This is a genomic window from Flavobacterium sp. HTF (assembly GCF_003105115.1).
Lineage (GTDB): Bacteria > Bacteroidota > Bacteroidia > Flavobacteriales > Flavobacteriaceae > Flavobacterium.
Genome location: NZ_QETH01000023.1, coordinates 42,309 through 57,134, shown reverse-complemented (window position 1 = coordinate 57,134; position 14,826 = coordinate 42,309). Strand labels below are relative to the sequence as shown.

The window sequence follows — 14,826 nt, the reverse complement described above, 5'->3', positions numbered from 1 at the left end:
TACTTTAAAGGAAGGCTGGCCAGTAAAAAATCTTTAGGAGAATTAAAAAACATATATTCAAAAATGGTTGTGATGCTGTTTTTGGCATCATTAACGGCTTTAATAATTATTCTGATAATTGATGAAAAAACGATAAACAACTATTTTTCGGATAATGATGTTTATTCTATAATTCTAAAGTCATCAATAGCATTATTTTTTTCCGGAATATCGATGTTAAATACAGAGATTTTTAGGGTATTAGATAAATTAATTGTTGCCGAACTTTTTCGGAACATTATTAAGTATGTTCCGTTAATTTTAGGATCAATCGCTTTATTTTATTATCAAAAAGAAACCTGGCTGGTAGATGTATTTTTAATCGGATTTGTTGCTTTAGCAGCAATCAGTTCCATTTTTGTTTTTATTTATTTTAATAAAGCAGAAAAACAAAATTCGACAGAAAAAATCCCATACAAAGAGATTTTTCTTAAATCATATCCCATTGCGATCAGTGGAATGGCGCTGTTTTTACTGATGAGTTTTGATATCCTGTTTTTGAAAAAATACCGTAACGATGAAACAGTTGCTTTTTACTCGGTTGGAGTTAAATTGATGACAATCGTTTCGATTATCATTATTACAATAAACATTACGATTTCAGCCAAAATTTCAGAACATTTTTCGGATCAGAACAGAAGTGAATTAGCCAGGATTTTAAGGAACAGTTCCCGGACAATTTTTGGTATAACACTTCCGGTAATTGTACTGCTGAGTATTTTTTCAGACTATATTTTATCATTTTTTGGTGAAGGATATATAGCAGCCAAACAGGCTTTTCTGATTTTAATAATTGGTCAGGGAGTCTGTTCTGCATTTGGTTCCGCTTCCGTGTACCTGAATATGACCGGCAGACAGCATATTTACCAGATTATTTTGATTATGGCAGTGGTTATTAATTTTGTTTTAAACCTATTTTTAATTCCTGTTTACGGAATGTCCGGAGCTGCAGTTGCCTTTGTTTCGAGTTCTTTTTTCTGGAATTTTGTTTCAGCAATAGTGATTTACAGGAAAGATAAAATGAAAGTTTTTTTGAATTAAAATGAAAGTACTCCATGTAATAAATAGTTTAGACACAGGAGGAGCAGAAAAGTTGCTTTTAGAAACAATTCCCATTTATAATAAGAAAGGAATTGAAACGGACTTATTATTACTAAACGGAAAGAACACTCCTTTTTTAGAAATCCTGAAAAATACGAATTGCGGTACTATTTATTCTGTTGGTTCTGTGGCATATAATCCGTTTAATGTTTTTAGAATAATACCCTTTTTAAAAAAATACGATATTGCCCATGTTCACTTATTTCCATCCCAATACTGGATTGTTTTTGCTAAAATATTTTCTTTATCTAAAATTAAATTAATCGTTACAGAACACAGCACAACCAACCCTCGTATAAATAATTTTTTTCTCAGCATAATAGACCGGTTTATTTATAAATTTTATGACAGAGTTGTTTGCATCACAGAAGATGTTTATGAAATAATTGCTAAACATTTAAAACAATCAAAATCTAAAATTGTAGTGATACAAAATGGAGTCATGCTTCAAGACATATATGATGCCCGGCCATATGCAAAAAATGAAGTCTCCGGTTTATTCACAAACCAGGATATTTTGCTAATACATATTGCGAGTTTTAATAAACATAAAGATCAGGAAACAGTCATAAAATCATTGCAATATTTACCGGAGAATATTAAACTTATATTTGTTGGTGACGGGGTTTTAAAAGAAAATTGCGAAAATTTAGCAGAACAACTTCATCTGACAAAAAGAGTTGTTTTTTTGGGAAACAGAACAGATGTGCCACAACTTTTAAAAACGGCAGACATATCTGTTTTAAGTACAAATGGAGAAGGTTTTAGTTTGGTTGCAATCGAAAGTATGGCTTCAGAATTGCCTTTTGTAGCTTCGGATGTTCCCGGAATGATAAATGTAAAAGGAGCAGGTATTTTATTTGAAAAAGGAAACGCGGACGAACTTGCTTTTTTTATTAAGAAATTAATCAATGAAAAAGACTTTTACAAAAGTACAGTTGCTTCTGGTAAAGAAAGAGCCAGACAATTTGATATAGAAATGATGGTAGAAAAACATATTAACTTATATAAAACAATAATTTAGAATGTCATTTTTGATAAAAAAAAGCACAGCTGCATTTCTTCTTATTGCAATGGCAAATCTTGTTGTTGCATTTGCTTCTTTTTTTATTTTACCACCCAAGTTTTTTTATGATTCTGCAATTATTATATATGATAAATTTGGCGAAATTGGATTTCTTGGAAGCTATCCGTTAACCATTTTATTTTATAAAGTTACAGGGTTACGTTACTTACCATTTCCTGTAATTGCGCTTATACAGTTTCCGATATTAATGTTTGTTCTTTATAAAATAGGAATCCCCGATGATTTTGAAAAAATAAGCATCAAAAACATTTTAGTTTATTTAGGGATTTTCATGATTGCTATTTTTATAGCGATGCCATCAAAAGAATTTATTACTTTTCTATTCGTTACGCCAATTGTGTTTATTTGCAGGAATAAGCGCTTCACGTTTAAGAAAACCATAATAACAACAATATTATTGTTATTTGTTTTTGGCGCCCTTTATCGTCCTTATTTTGCTTTAATTCCGATAATTGCCGGCGGAATGTATCTCATAAGTTTTATTAATTTTAAAAATAAAACAGTAACGGTTATTTTTTATGGTTTACTAATCGCTGTTTTTTTATCCTTAAGCTACGGAATTGTAAAAGGAGAACATTTTTCTGAAATGAGCCGTGAATTGGTAAACAAAGACAGAATGGGATCTGCAGATGCAAATTCAATGATTGTTTCACCTGTGAAACCAGATACCTGGTATGGAGAAACAATAGCCGTTTTTTATGGTTTTTTTATTGTAAATGTTCCCGTAAATGGCCTGAAACATATTTTCTCGCCTCAGATAATACTGTTTATCATTTGGCAGCTTTTGCTGTTTTATATTTTATTAGTCCGTTTTTCAAAGTGTTTAAAAGAAAGAAAAGATTATAAATACGAACTTCTTATTTTGTTTATTATATTTTCTTTCTTCATTGTGCAGGGTGTTTTCGAGCCTGATTTAGGATCGGCGGTCAGACATAAAATCGGTATTTTTCCATTAATTTATTTTGCCTTATACTATGAACATTTCCGAAAAGAACTTCAATAGAATATTTCACATTTTTTTGTGTTTCATTGCCGTTGCCATGATTTTCAGGAAACCGTGTTCATTGCTGATTATTTTGTTTGCTGTCTTTAATCTGATCTTCTTCAGGAAATTAAAATATACCAAAACAGCTTTAATTTTAATGGCCTGTATTGCCTCGCCAATTATACTAGAATTACTGCTTTTTTGGAATAACGATTCATTTTCAAAAGGACTCAAAGCAATAGAAAAAAGTACATCATTATTGGTTTTTCCATTATTTATAATTGGTAATTATCAACGCGTCAATTTTTTAAAATTGGCAGAAACATACATCATTGCTACAACTTTAATCCTGTTGTTTTTCTTTATTAGGTTTAATGTCCTATTTCCGGAGTTAATGGACAAATATCTAAACGGGGTTCATTTATGGGAAATGGGATATGAGTTTTCAAATACGATCGGAATACACGCACCTGCGCTCAATATGCACCTGGCCTTTGTGTCAGTTTGCGCATTCTATTTTGTTTTTGCAGGTTTTAAAAACCAGGAAAAAACAACACTAAAAATTGCCCGAATAATTATATTTCTGTTGTCATTTTTCTTTGTACTTTTTGTCAATACGAGGATGGCGTTAATTAATGTCTTTATAGGGTTTTTGATTGTTTTGTTTTTGGAGATTAAAACCAAAATCAAACCAAAAACGATTATTCTGACAGCTATATCTCTTTTTATTTTGTTGGGAGGGATTTTGTTTTTCTTTGTGAAAAAAGATGTTTACATGAAAGAAAAATATTCATCGGTATCTTTTGCCTATATGGATAAAATCGGAAAACTGGACGAAATCGATCATCCTGAAAGCAAAGTTTTTAATTCGCTTGTAACAAGAGTTTCCATTTGGAAATCGGCTTGGGAATTGTCTTTAAACAATCTTCCTTTTGGAGTTGGCGCTTCTGATGGAAAACCGGAACTAAACAAATACTACAAGGAAACCAATCAAAAGTTTTTGGCTAAATATGAATTTCCGACGCACAACCAGTTTCTTGATTTTTTACTAAAGTTCGGTATTCTTGGGCCTTTGGTTGTTGTACTTTATATTTTTACAATAGGTTATCTGGGCTATGATTTAAAAAACGCTTTAATACTTTCGTTTTTTATAATTTTTTTGACCTCAAATTTCATGGATGATTTTCTACTTCGTTTTGATGGAATAGCCTTTAGCGGATTTTGGTTTTCCGTTTTTGGAAGCTTTTGGTTGCAGGAAAAACTATTGGTTGTAAATAAGGACTAAATCCTTAAAATTTTTGTCTTTATCAAATAAATCGTTACATCTTTCAAGTGAATTTTTTCCAAAAATCATTCTGTTTTCAGGATCTTTCAGGAATTCAAAGTATTGATCCAGTTCATCAATTTCAGTAAATAGAAAGCCCGTATGGTTGTGTAAAACGGCATCTTTGTTACCAATAATATTGGTTGCAATCACAGGTTTTTGTAAAGCCATGGCTTCAAGGACAGCAATAGGCAAACCTTCCCAAAGCGAGATCTGCATATAAATATCAATGTTATTAAGTTCTTTTAGAACTTTTTTCCGATCAGTAATCCAGCCCGTAATTCTTATATTCGGAGCTGTAATTAAGGGTTTTAATTCGCCATCGCCAATCCACACAAAATGGTAATCAGGAAATCGTAAAGCAATTTTATTAAATAGGGCAGGATTTCTTGCAGCTGTAATTCTGGCCATGATCCCAACCGTTATTTTTTCATTTTTGGGAACAGTAAAACTTTCAGCAACGGAATCAATGTCAATACCATTACGTACCAATTTTGAATCTCCAATTGTTTTTGCAATTTCATATTCCGTATCACCACAGGCAATCGTTGTTCCGCCAAATAATTGCTGAATCATTTTTTCAATCTGCCAGTACAATTTCTTTTTAAAAGAAGAAATATCCGTTCGGAGAAATGCATAACCATGCGGAGTATAAAACAACTTCTTTTTGCTGAATAAGAAAAAATGTGCAATTCGACCCAATACACCTGCTTTTGAAGAATGAAGGTGGATAATGTCAGGATTGATTTTTTTGAGTTCCTTCCATAATTTAAAAGTTGATTTTAAATCCTGGATAGGAGAAAATTCCCGGGTCATATTGATTTCTATAAGATCAACACCGTCTGAAAAATCCTTTTTTATGTTTTCAGGATCAATTTCCTTTCGGTTTCCGCTGTAAATGATTGTTGTTTTGATAGCCCTATTTTGTTCATCATCTCCAAAGAAATCAGATAAATCCTTAAAATAGGTATAAACTCCGCCGCCAAGAGCTTCAATAATATGTACAACTTTCAAAACTGGATGTTTAATTGTGAGTAAAAATAGAGAAATATGCTTACATACAATCAGCAAATAGTAAAGTTATTTCAAAAAATATGATTTTGTATGACATTCAAAAGGCCAGATATTTTATTACATTTGTGGCTATTTCTCAGGATTTTTAATAAAGAAGATAATCCGAAAAATATTCAATAAAATCAAATATGAAAAGAATACTTATCACCGGAGCTGCAGGATTTTTGGGATCGCATTTGTGCGACAGATTTATTAAAGAAGGTTATTTTGTCATCGGAATGGACAACCTGATAACCGGAGATCTTAAAAATATTGAGCATTTATTCAAATTAGAACATTTTGAATTTTACCATCACGATATTACCAAATTTGTCCACATACCGGGCGATTTAGATTATATACTGCATTTTGCATCACCGGCCAGCCCGATTGATTATTTAAAAATTCCGATTCAGACTTTAAAAGTAGGATCGCTTGGAACGCATAACTTATTAGGTTTGGCAAGAGTAAAAAAAGCGAGAATTTTGATTGCTTCTACTTCTGAAGTTTACGGAGATCCTTTAGTTCACCCACAGACGGAAGAATATTACGGAAACGTAAATACAATTGGCCCGCGCGGTGTTTATGACGAAGCAAAACGTTTTCAGGAATCGATAACAATGGCGTACCATACTTTTCACGGAGTAGAAACCAGAATCGTTCGTATTTTTAATACGTACGGACCAAGAATGCGATTAAATGACGGACGTGTAATTCCGGCATTTATCGGACAAGCACTTCGTGGAGAAGATTTAACGATTTTTGGAGACGGAATGCAAACTCGTTCTTTCTGTTATGTAGATGATCAGGTAGAAGGGATTTTCAGATTATTGCACTCTGATTATGTTTATCCTGTAAATATTGGAAATCCGGACGAAATCACGATTAAGGATTTTGCCGAAGAAATCATAAAACTAACAGGAACAAATCAAAAAGTAGTATATCATCCGTTGCCAATAAATGATCCTTTGCAGCGTCAGCCGGATACAACAAAAGCAAAAGAATTATTAGGCTGGGAAGCAAAAGTAAGCCGTTCTGAAGGAATGAAAATTACGTATGATTATTTCAGGTCACTATCAAAAGAAGAATTATCAAAAGAAGAACACAAAGATTTTTCTAGTTACATAAAATAAGAAATAATACATTTCTGAAAGCATCTTAAATCTAATGAACGATTTAGTATCTATTTTAATTCCGACATACAATACTGAAAAGTTCATTAGAGCAACTTTGCAATCGGTTCAAAATCAAACTTTTTCCAATTGGGAAATGATTTTGGTTGATGACGCGTCAACTGATCAGACGGTTGCTATAATTGAGCAATTTGCCCAAAATGACAACCGAATCAAATTATTCAGATTAGAAAAAAATTCAGGAAACGGTTTTGCAAGAAATATAGCTTTAGAAAAAGCTTCAGGAAAATACATTGCTTATTTGGATGCCGATGACTTATGGTTTCCTGAAAAATTGGAGAAACAAATTCGCTTTTTAAAAACAAAAAATCTGCCGTTTACTTTTAGTTTTTATGACTGTATTGATGACGATGGAAATGATTTAAAAAGAAGAGTTGAAACTCCGGTACCATTGACTTATAACCAGCTATTTTTCTGTAATTACGTTGGAAATTTAACTGCTATTTACGACGCGGAATTTTTTGGAAAAATCAAATTAGAATCTTCTCAAAAAAGACAAGATTGGCGATTGTGGCTAACCATTTTGAAACAAATAAAAACAGCAGAAGCAATCCCGGAATCTTTAGCATTTTACAGAATTAGGAAAGATTCTATTTCATCATCAAAATTTAAATTGATAAAACACAACTTTGGAGTTTACAGGGAATTCCATGAATATAATCTCGTTTTTTCTGTTTTATTGATGATGAGGTTTTTGTTTACTCAATTGATAATCAAACCAAAGTATATAAAGAAGATTTAAAGTTCAACTTGATGTCGCAATTTGCGACATCAAGTTTCAAGGTCACAATTTGTGACCTTGAAGAATTTCATTTAGAATTGGAGGTCGCAATTTGTAATTTCCAATTTTTATCAAGTTTGTTACAAAATTTTATTGCAAACTTGATGTCACAATTTGTGATATCAAGTTTTTAAGATCACAATTTGTGATCTTAAAGAATTATTTTTTATAACCAATCTTTACTCTTTCAGATTCATTTTCTTTTTTCTCAGTTAATTCATCTAAATACGAAAATACCAATTCAATATTTTTATCATGATTTTCTAACTTCTTTTGAATCTGTAAAATATCAATTTTAATTTCTGTTGTATCGAGAAGCATTTGTCTCACTTTCGTGAAAATCCTCATAATTTGAATATTGGTTTGAATGGCTTTATCGCTTTTTAAAATGCTTGAAAGCATCATAACGCCATGTTCAGTAAAAGCCATAGGTGCATATCGTAAACCAATCTTATCAGAATTGGAGGTCACAAATTGTGACCTCCAATTCTCAAACTCTGATTTATCTAGTTCAAACATGAAATCTTCGGGAAATCTAGACAAATTCCTTTTTACAGATTGTTTTAGAACTTTAGTTTCTATTCCGTAAAGTAACGCAAGGTCACGATCAAGCATCACTTTTTGACCACGGATAAAATATATTTTATTAGAAATTGTTTCTTCAGAAAGTAAAGATTGATCTTCCATAAGTTTTTAATTAGAAAACAAATGTAAGATTTTATTTATATTTATAAATACGACTTAAACTGTTTTAGCTTTCCGCGATTGGTTCTTTCTAAAACTGTTTTTCGGGTAAAAGTGAAGTTTAAATTGGGTTCCAGATATAAATCGATAGCTTCTTTTATTTTTTGAATTTGTTCTGAATCCAATCCATTTTCTGAAACATATTCAATTTCAAAAGTGTCTAATTTTGTTTGCTTAATTATGAATTCTTTGACATTTCCGTCGTCTTCAATGATACTTTTGGTAACGTAATAAAAGGTCAAGCCGGGTGATTTTTTCCCGCTTGGAAGAATTGCAACATCATTTGTTCTGCCAATTAATTTTTTTAGAATTGGTTTTTGAGGCTTGCTTTTTTCATCTAAAATTCCAATGTCGCCAATTTCATATCTGATAAACGGATTTGCTTTGTTGAAGAGCGAAGTAATCACAATTTTGCCTTCTTCCCCGTAAGGGAGAACCTTATTATTTTCGTCTAAAATTTCTACAAAAAGTGTTTCAGAATTCACCTGCCATTCGCCCTTAGGATTTTCAAAAGCAATCAAATCCAATTCTGAAGCCCCGTATTCATTGATAATCGGAATACCAAATTGTTTTTCTAAAAGTTTTTTATCCGATTCAAAAAGCATTTCCGAAGTAACAAAACAGGCTTTTAAAGTTGGGCAGATTTCTTTTAAATTGATATTCTTCTGTTCTAAATATTTGGCGAATAAAACGATAGAACTTGTATAACCGTTGATGTAATCGAATTTTTTTGTTTTGAATTTCTGCAGAAATTTTTCTAAAACAACATCTGATAAATCAAAAACCGGAAATCGGAAACGGCGGCTCAAAAAATCTTTAAAACGTTCTTTTTGGTATCCAATAAAATCCATTGGAATTCCATAAAACCGTGCCTGGTAAGAATGATTAAAATCGATTCCAAACCACCCAAAACGCATCATATTAGATGCCCACGTTAAGGCATGAGAATATTTATCTTTTGCAAAAACAAACGGAGTTCCGCTGGAACCTGAGGTTTTGTTGAGGTAAACATTCTTTAAAGTGTAGCCTTTAGAAAGTCTTTGTTCCAAAGGTTTTTGAAGGTTTTGCTTATTTAGAATCGGAAGATCTTCCCATTTGGGTGCAATTTTATCACCAACTAATTCGTTATAAAAAAGATTATTTTTCAAATGAAAATCAACAATTTCGTCTTTTTGCTTTTGAAGAAATAACATAAATTCTTCGTCAGTTAATTGGGTAATTGCATCCAGATCAGCTTTTGCTTTCTTAATCGGAAAACCATTTAATTGAAGCGAAATATCAAAAAGAGTAATCATTTGGAGGTGAAATTTTCATCAAAAATAATATTATACAATTACTAACAGTACAGAATCCAGAACTTTTTAAGATTTAATTATTTTTTACGTGCAAAAGCAATTATTTTTGCACCACAACTAAATACAACGACACATGACAATTTTACTATTGGGATCAGGCGGAAGAGAGCATGCATTTGCATGGAAAATGACTCAAAGCCCGCTTTGCGAAAAACTTTTTGTTGCACCAGGAAATGCCGGAACTGCCGGTATTGCTACAAATGTTGCCATAGCTCCAACCGATTTTGATGCAATTAAAACACTTGTACTAGAGGAAAAAATAAGTTTAGTAGTCGTTGGGCCGGAAGATCCTTTGGTAAAAGGGATCTATGATTTTTTCAAAAACGATGAAAGCCTAAAACATATTCCGGTTATCGGGCCATCAAAATTAGGCGCACAACTAGAAGGAAGTAAAGAATTCGCTAAAGAATTCCTGATGAAACATAATATTCCAACTGCAGCTTATGACAGTTTCACTGCGGAAACGGTAGAGAAAGGATGCGAGTTTTTAGAAACTTTAGAGCCACCTTATGTTTTAAAAGCAGACGGATTAGCGGCAGGAAAAGGCGTTTTGATTATTCAGGATCTTGAAGAAGCTAAAACAGAATTAAGAAACATGCTTGTTCATTCAAAATTTGGAGCAGCAAGTTCTAAAGTTGTTATTGAAGAATTTCTGGACGGAATCGAATTAAGCTGTTTTGTTTTAACGGATGGAAAAAGTTATAAAATTCTTCCAACCGCAAAAGATTACAAAAGAATTGGTGAAGGAGACGCAGGATTAAATACAGGTGGTATGGGAGCAGTTTCTCCGGTTCCTTATGTTGACGCTGTTTTGATGGAAAAAATTGAAACACGTATTGTAAAACCAACAATTGAAGGTTTTCAAAAAGACGGAATCGAATATAAAGGATTTGTTTTTATTGGTTTAATCAATGTTAAAAATGAGCCAATCGTTATTGAATACAATGTAAGAATGGGTGATCCTGAAACTGAGGTTGTGGTACCAAGATTAAAATCTGATCTGGTAGAATTATTTTTAGCTGTTGCAGATCAGAAATTAGATTCTTTTGAATTGGAAGTTGATCCAAGAAGCGCTACAACAGTTATGGTTGTTTCCGGCGGATATCCTGAAGATTTCGAAAAAGGAAAAGTAATTACAGGTTTAGAAAACATTACAGATTCTATCGTTTTCCATGCAGGAACAAAATTAGAAGAAGGAAATGTTTTAAGTAACGGAGGTCGTGTACTGACAGTAACATCATATGGAGACGATTTCCAGCAGGCCATAAAAAAATCTTACCAAAACATAGATAAACTAAGCTTTGATAAGATGTATTTTAGAAAAGATATCGGCTTCGATTTAATTTAAAAAATAAATTCACCAGCCCTTTTTAATTAAAGGGTTTGGTTTATTATTTTAAAAATGAATGAGCTGTAGTATCTTGGTTTTCTGTTCCGGCATCATCAAAAATGCGTAATTGTTTAATCCAATAAACGATTGCGCATGAGCAGATGATCATAAAAATCCAGTTGATAGTATTTGCACCAAACCAGGTAACTAATTCTAAATGACGTAAAAAGTCAAGTGGAGCAAACAAAATATCAACGAATAAGTATTGTATTCCTTCAAAAAAAGCTTTCATAATTTTATAAAATTATATGTTATTTATTATTTTGTAACGCATTGAAAACAAAATTCAATTGATAGAATCTTTTTCAACTTGTTGGGTTTCCTTTTAAACAAGTATTATATTTACAATCACAAAAGTATAAAATATCCTTATGATAACAAGTGTTTTTAGAAAATCTACACCATTAAATTATTCATTGGTTGTAATTTTGATACTGGTTTTCTTTTTTCTTTATCAAATTCAGGAACCTTCATGGGTGAGTTCTTCCTTTTTGGCGTTTCAGAAAATGAGTCTTTTGTGCTTTGTTTTTGCTTCGTTTTTCCTGGTGAATTTCATAGTAAAAAAGAACGGGCTCAGTAAAGACAACGGTTATTCGATCTTTTTCTATTTATTGCTGCTGTTATTTTTTCCGACAATATTTAATAATCCAAATGTAATATATGCCAACTTTTTTATTTTACTGGCACTGCGAAGACTGATTTCACTTCAGTCATTAAAAGCCTCAAAAGAAAAAATATTCGATGCTTCTTTTTGGATTTTAATAGCTTCTTTATTTCAGTTTTGGTGTATTTTGTTTCTGATACTGGTTTTCATATCGATCATTTTTCACGTTTCGCGCGATTACAGAAACTGGGTTTTGCCTTTTATAGCGCTTATGGCTGTCGCGGTTATCTTTTTGTTGATATCACTAATCTTCCATATTGACGCCATTAATTTTTTCGAAAGGCGTGCTACAGTAGATTTTAGTATTGATTATTTCAAAAACAATTATGAAAACGGTGCACTCTCAATTTACGCTGCGGTTGTCCTGTTTTTTGTATTTTCCATGCTGACAACCTTATCAAACAGACCGCAAATTGTGCATTCATCGTATAAAAAAATTATAGCCTGCTTTTTTATAGCCGTTTTTGTTTATCTTATTTCACCGGATAAAAGCAATGATTTACTGCTATTTAGTATTGCACCATTAACAATTATGGCAGCAAGTCATGTAGAATATATGCAGAAAAGACTAAATAACGATATTGTATTTTATGTACTAATTGCCTGTAGTTTGTTTACTTTTTTCTCTCAATTATAATTTACTTCCATACGCAAGGTCACCTGCATCTCCTAGACCCGGAACGATGTAATTTTTTTCGTTCAGTTTTTCATCCAGAGAAGCTACCCATAAATGACAATTTTCGGGAAGACTTTTTTCCAGATAGGCAATTCCTTCAGGAGCAGCAATGACCACAACGATATGAATTTCGTTTGGAGTTGCATTCTGAACCAGTTTTTCGTGTACAGCAACAATAGACTGACCGGTTGCCAACATGGGATCGAGAAGCAAAACCGTTTTATTATTGATGTTAGAAAGAGCCTGATATTCAACCAAAATTTCAAAATAATCATCATTGTTCGGATGATGCCTGCAAGCAGAAACAAAACTGTTTTCTGCATGGTCAAAATAATTTAAAAAGCCATTATGAAGAGGCAGACCGGCACGCAGAATAGAACACAAAACCAGATCCTCACTTATCTCAGTCGTTTTTTTGATACCAAGCGGAGTTTTAATTTCTACGTCTTTGTAAGATAGACTTTTGCTTAGTTCATACGCCATTATTTCACCAATCCGCTCTATATTTTTTCGAAAACGCATACTGTCGTTCTGTACATTAACGTTTCTGATTTGCCCTAAAAAATGATTTAAGATGCTGTTATTTTCAGAGATATAATGAATTTTCATAATGTGTTTTTATAATTATTAACTTGTAATTGTTGTTGATAACGAAAAAACAAAGGATTTTTTCGCACTATAAAAGTATAAAAAGTATCTTTGTGTCTATAAAAAATAAAGACATGTTTTCAAAATTAGCATATTCAGTTTTCGAACAAAGTATAAAAGATTATCATCAATTTGATAACGTTGACCAGCCAATAAATAATCCTTATCCAAAAGATAAGTTTGAGCATTTATTGTATTTAAAAAACTGGATTGATACAGTGCAATGGCATTTTGAAGATATCATTCGTGATCCGCAAATTGATCCTGTAGCAGCTCTGACACTTAAAAGAAGAATTGATGCTTCTAACCAGGAACGTACGGATATGGTTGAATATATTGACGGTTATTTTTTGCAAAAATACAGTAATGTAAAAGCAAAAGACGGAGCAAAAATCAACTCAGAAAGTCCGGCATGGGCTTTTGACAGATTGTCTATTCTGGCTTTAAAAATTTATCATATGCAGGAAGAAGCTACACGTGCCGAGGCTTCGCAGGAACACAGAGATAAATGCCAGGAAAAATTAAATATTCTTTTAGAGCAAAGAAGCGACTTGTCTACTGCAATTGAAGAATTACTTACAGATATCGAAAATGGAGATAAATTCATGAAAGTGTACAAACAAATGAAAATGTACAATGATGATGACCTGAACCCGGTATTATATCAAAATAAAAAATAATTTGGCAGAATTGTCCAATAGAATTAAGCATATAGCCGTCATGAGACTTTCCGCAATGGGAGATGTCGCCATGACGGTTCCTGTTTTACGTGCTTTTGTAAAACAATATCCGACAGTAAAAGTCACAGTAATTTCCCGCCCATTTTTTAAACCTTTTTTTGAAGGAATTCCAAATCTGGATTTTTTTGCTTTTGATGAAAAAAATCGCCACAAAGGATTTTTAGGGCTTTTGCGTTTATATTCGGATGTAAAAAAATTAAAAATAGACGCTTTTGCAGATCTTCATAATGTGTTAAGATCTAAAGTTGTGAGTTTGCTTTTCGCTTTAAGCGGAAAAAAAAGAGCAACAGTTGACAAAGGACGCGACGGAAAAAAAGAATTAACACGACACGAAGAGAAGATATTCAAACAGCTCCCAACCATGTTCGAAAGGCATGCAAAAGTGTTTGAAGAACTTGGTTTTCCTTTGGATCTGACGAATCCTGAATTTCCAAAAAAAGCAGTTTTAAGTGCCGAGATTACCGATTTAGTTGGAGAACATTATCAAAAACTAATTGGGATTGCACCTTTTGCACAATACGATTCTAAAGTTTATCCCTTAGATTTAATGCAGGAAGTTATTGCAAAACTATCAGAAAATAAAGATCATACCATTTTACTTTTTGGAGGAGGAAAGAAAGAAATTGAAATTTTGGATTCGCTTTCTGCGTCTTTTAAAAATGTGATAAATGTTGCAGGAAAAATTAAATTTCAGCAGGAATTAAAATTGATTAGCAATCTGGACGTCATGCTTTCTATGGATTCAGGAAATGCTCATATTGCGGCGATGCTGGGAGTAAAAGTGATTACGCTTTGGGGCGCTACGCATCCTTATGCCGGATTTTTACCATTCAGTCAAAGTGCTGATAATACGTTAGTTTCAGATAGAAATATATATCCAAAACTCCCAACTTCTGTTTACGGAAATAAAATAGTAGAGGGATATGAAGATGCAATGAGAACTATTTCACCAAAGAAAGTAGTGAAAAGAATTCAAAACATAATCGAGAAAATCCAATAAAAAAAAATCCAAATCCCAAGCTTAAAACTGGAATTTGGATTTTTTT

15 protein-coding genes are annotated in these 14,826 nt (G+C 32.3%); 10 read left to right on the top strand and 5 right to left on the bottom strand.

The annotated features are described in order from the left end of the window. The 4 genes from DCO46_RS09535 to DCO46_RS09520 all read left to right on the top strand — a co-directional run. Positions 1–1,080, top strand: a 1,080-nt coding sequence (locus tag DCO46_RS09535; protein WP_116752325.1) for a polysaccharide biosynthesis C-terminal domain-containing protein, incomplete at its 5' end; no start/stop codon positions are given. A 1-nt stretch (position 1,081) separates the two neighbouring features. Continuing rightward, the gene (locus DCO46_RS09530; protein WP_116752324.1) at positions 1,082–2,164 is read left to right on the top strand and encodes a glycosyltransferase; all 1,083 of its coding nucleotides are present in this window, start codon (positions 1,082–1,084) and stop codon (positions 2,162–2,164) included. Position 2,165: 1 nt separating this feature from the next. Further along, the gene (locus DCO46_RS09525; RefSeq protein ID WP_116752323.1) at positions 2,166–3,230 is read left to right on the top strand and encodes a hypothetical protein; all 1,065 of its coding nucleotides are present in this window, start codon (positions 2,166–2,168) and stop codon (positions 3,228–3,230) included. 37 nt (positions 3,231–3,267) lie between these two features. Then, positions 3,268–4,497, top strand: a complete 1,230-nt coding sequence (locus DCO46_RS09520) for an O-antigen ligase family protein (RefSeq protein ID WP_243416284.1) — start codon at positions 3,268–3,270, stop codon at positions 4,495–4,497. Here the strand turns inward: DCO46_RS09520 and DCO46_RS09515 are convergent. After that, positions 4,474–5,550 carry a glycosyltransferase gene (locus tag DCO46_RS09515; RefSeq protein WP_116752321.1) on the bottom strand — a complete coding sequence of 359 codons (1,077 nt, stop codon included), beginning with the start codon at positions 5,548–5,550 and terminating at the stop codon, positions 4,474–4,476. The genes DCO46_RS09520 and DCO46_RS09515 overlap by 24 nt on opposite strands. Before the next feature lie 188 nt (positions 5,551–5,738). Here DCO46_RS09515 and DCO46_RS09510 point away from each other — a divergent pair, with 188 nt between their 5' ends. Then, positions 5,739–6,722 (top strand): UDP-glucuronic acid decarboxylase family protein, encoded by a 984-nt coding sequence (locus tag DCO46_RS09510; RefSeq protein ID WP_056207444.1) that lies wholly within the window; start codon positions 5,739–5,741, stop codon positions 6,720–6,722. A 34-nt stretch (positions 6,723–6,756) separates the two neighbouring features. Continuing rightward, the gene (locus tag DCO46_RS09505) at positions 6,757–7,524 is read left to right on the top strand and encodes a glycosyltransferase family 2 protein (RefSeq protein ID WP_116752320.1); all 768 of its coding nucleotides are present in this window, start codon (positions 6,757–6,759) and stop codon (positions 7,522–7,524) included. A gap of 198 nt (positions 7,525–7,722) precedes the next feature. On the opposite strand, the gene DCO46_RS09500 is transcribed toward DCO46_RS09505, so the two are convergent. Together DCO46_RS09500 and DCO46_RS09495 are read right to left on the bottom strand one after the other, a co-directional pair. Then, the gene (locus DCO46_RS09500) at positions 7,723–8,250 is read right to left on the bottom strand and encodes an ORF6N domain-containing protein (protein ID WP_116752319.1); all 528 of its coding nucleotides are present in this window, start codon (positions 8,248–8,250) and stop codon (positions 7,723–7,725) included. Between the two features lie 41 nt (positions 8,251–8,291). Further along, complete coding sequence (locus DCO46_RS09495) at positions 8,292–9,602, bottom strand: phenylacetate--CoA ligase family protein (protein WP_116752318.1); 1,311 nt, start codon at positions 9,600–9,602, stop codon at positions 8,292–8,294. A 133-nt stretch (positions 9,603–9,735) separates the two neighbouring features. On the opposite strand from DCO46_RS09495, the gene purD reads away from it, so the two are divergent. Further along, positions 9,736–11,010 carry a phosphoribosylamine--glycine ligase gene (purD, locus tag DCO46_RS09490; protein WP_116752317.1) on the top strand — a complete coding sequence of 425 codons (1,275 nt, stop codon included), beginning with the start codon at positions 9,736–9,738 and terminating at the stop codon, positions 11,008–11,010. Positions 11,011–11,053: 43 nt separating this feature from the next. Here the strand turns inward: purD and DCO46_RS09485 are convergent, their stop codons facing one another. Further along, on the bottom strand, positions 11,054–11,284 hold the full coding sequence (locus DCO46_RS09485) for a DUF6341 family protein (RefSeq protein WP_116752316.1): 231 nt from the start codon (positions 11,282–11,284) through the stop codon (positions 11,054–11,056). 139 nt (positions 11,285–11,423) lie between these two features. Here DCO46_RS09485 and DCO46_RS09480 point away from each other — a divergent pair, with 139 nt between their 5' ends. Continuing rightward, positions 11,424–12,353 (top strand): DUF6427 family protein, encoded by a 930-nt coding sequence (locus DCO46_RS09480; RefSeq protein ID WP_116752315.1) that lies wholly within the window; start codon positions 11,424–11,426, stop codon positions 12,351–12,353. On the opposite strand, the gene upp is transcribed toward DCO46_RS09480, so the two are convergent. Next, the gene (upp, locus tag DCO46_RS09475) at positions 12,348–13,001 is read right to left on the bottom strand and encodes a uracil phosphoribosyltransferase (RefSeq protein WP_116752314.1); all 654 of its coding nucleotides are present in this window, start codon (positions 12,999–13,001) and stop codon (positions 12,348–12,350) included. The genes DCO46_RS09480 and upp overlap by 6 nt on opposite strands. Before the next feature lie 113 nt (positions 13,002–13,114). Between upp and DCO46_RS09470 the strand changes: the two genes are divergently transcribed. Both DCO46_RS09470 and DCO46_RS09465 read left to right on the top strand, forming a co-directional pair. Then, the gene (locus DCO46_RS09470; RefSeq protein ID WP_116752313.1) at positions 13,115–13,720 is read left to right on the top strand and encodes a DUF4254 domain-containing protein; all 606 of its coding nucleotides are present in this window, start codon (positions 13,115–13,117) and stop codon (positions 13,718–13,720) included. Between the two features lie 40 nt (positions 13,721–13,760). After that, positions 13,761–14,780, top strand: coding sequence for a glycosyltransferase family 9 protein (locus DCO46_RS09465; RefSeq protein WP_116752312.1), 1,020 nt, complete (start codon positions 13,761–13,763; stop codon positions 14,778–14,780). The last annotated feature ends 46 nt before the right edge of the window (positions 14,781–14,826 follow it).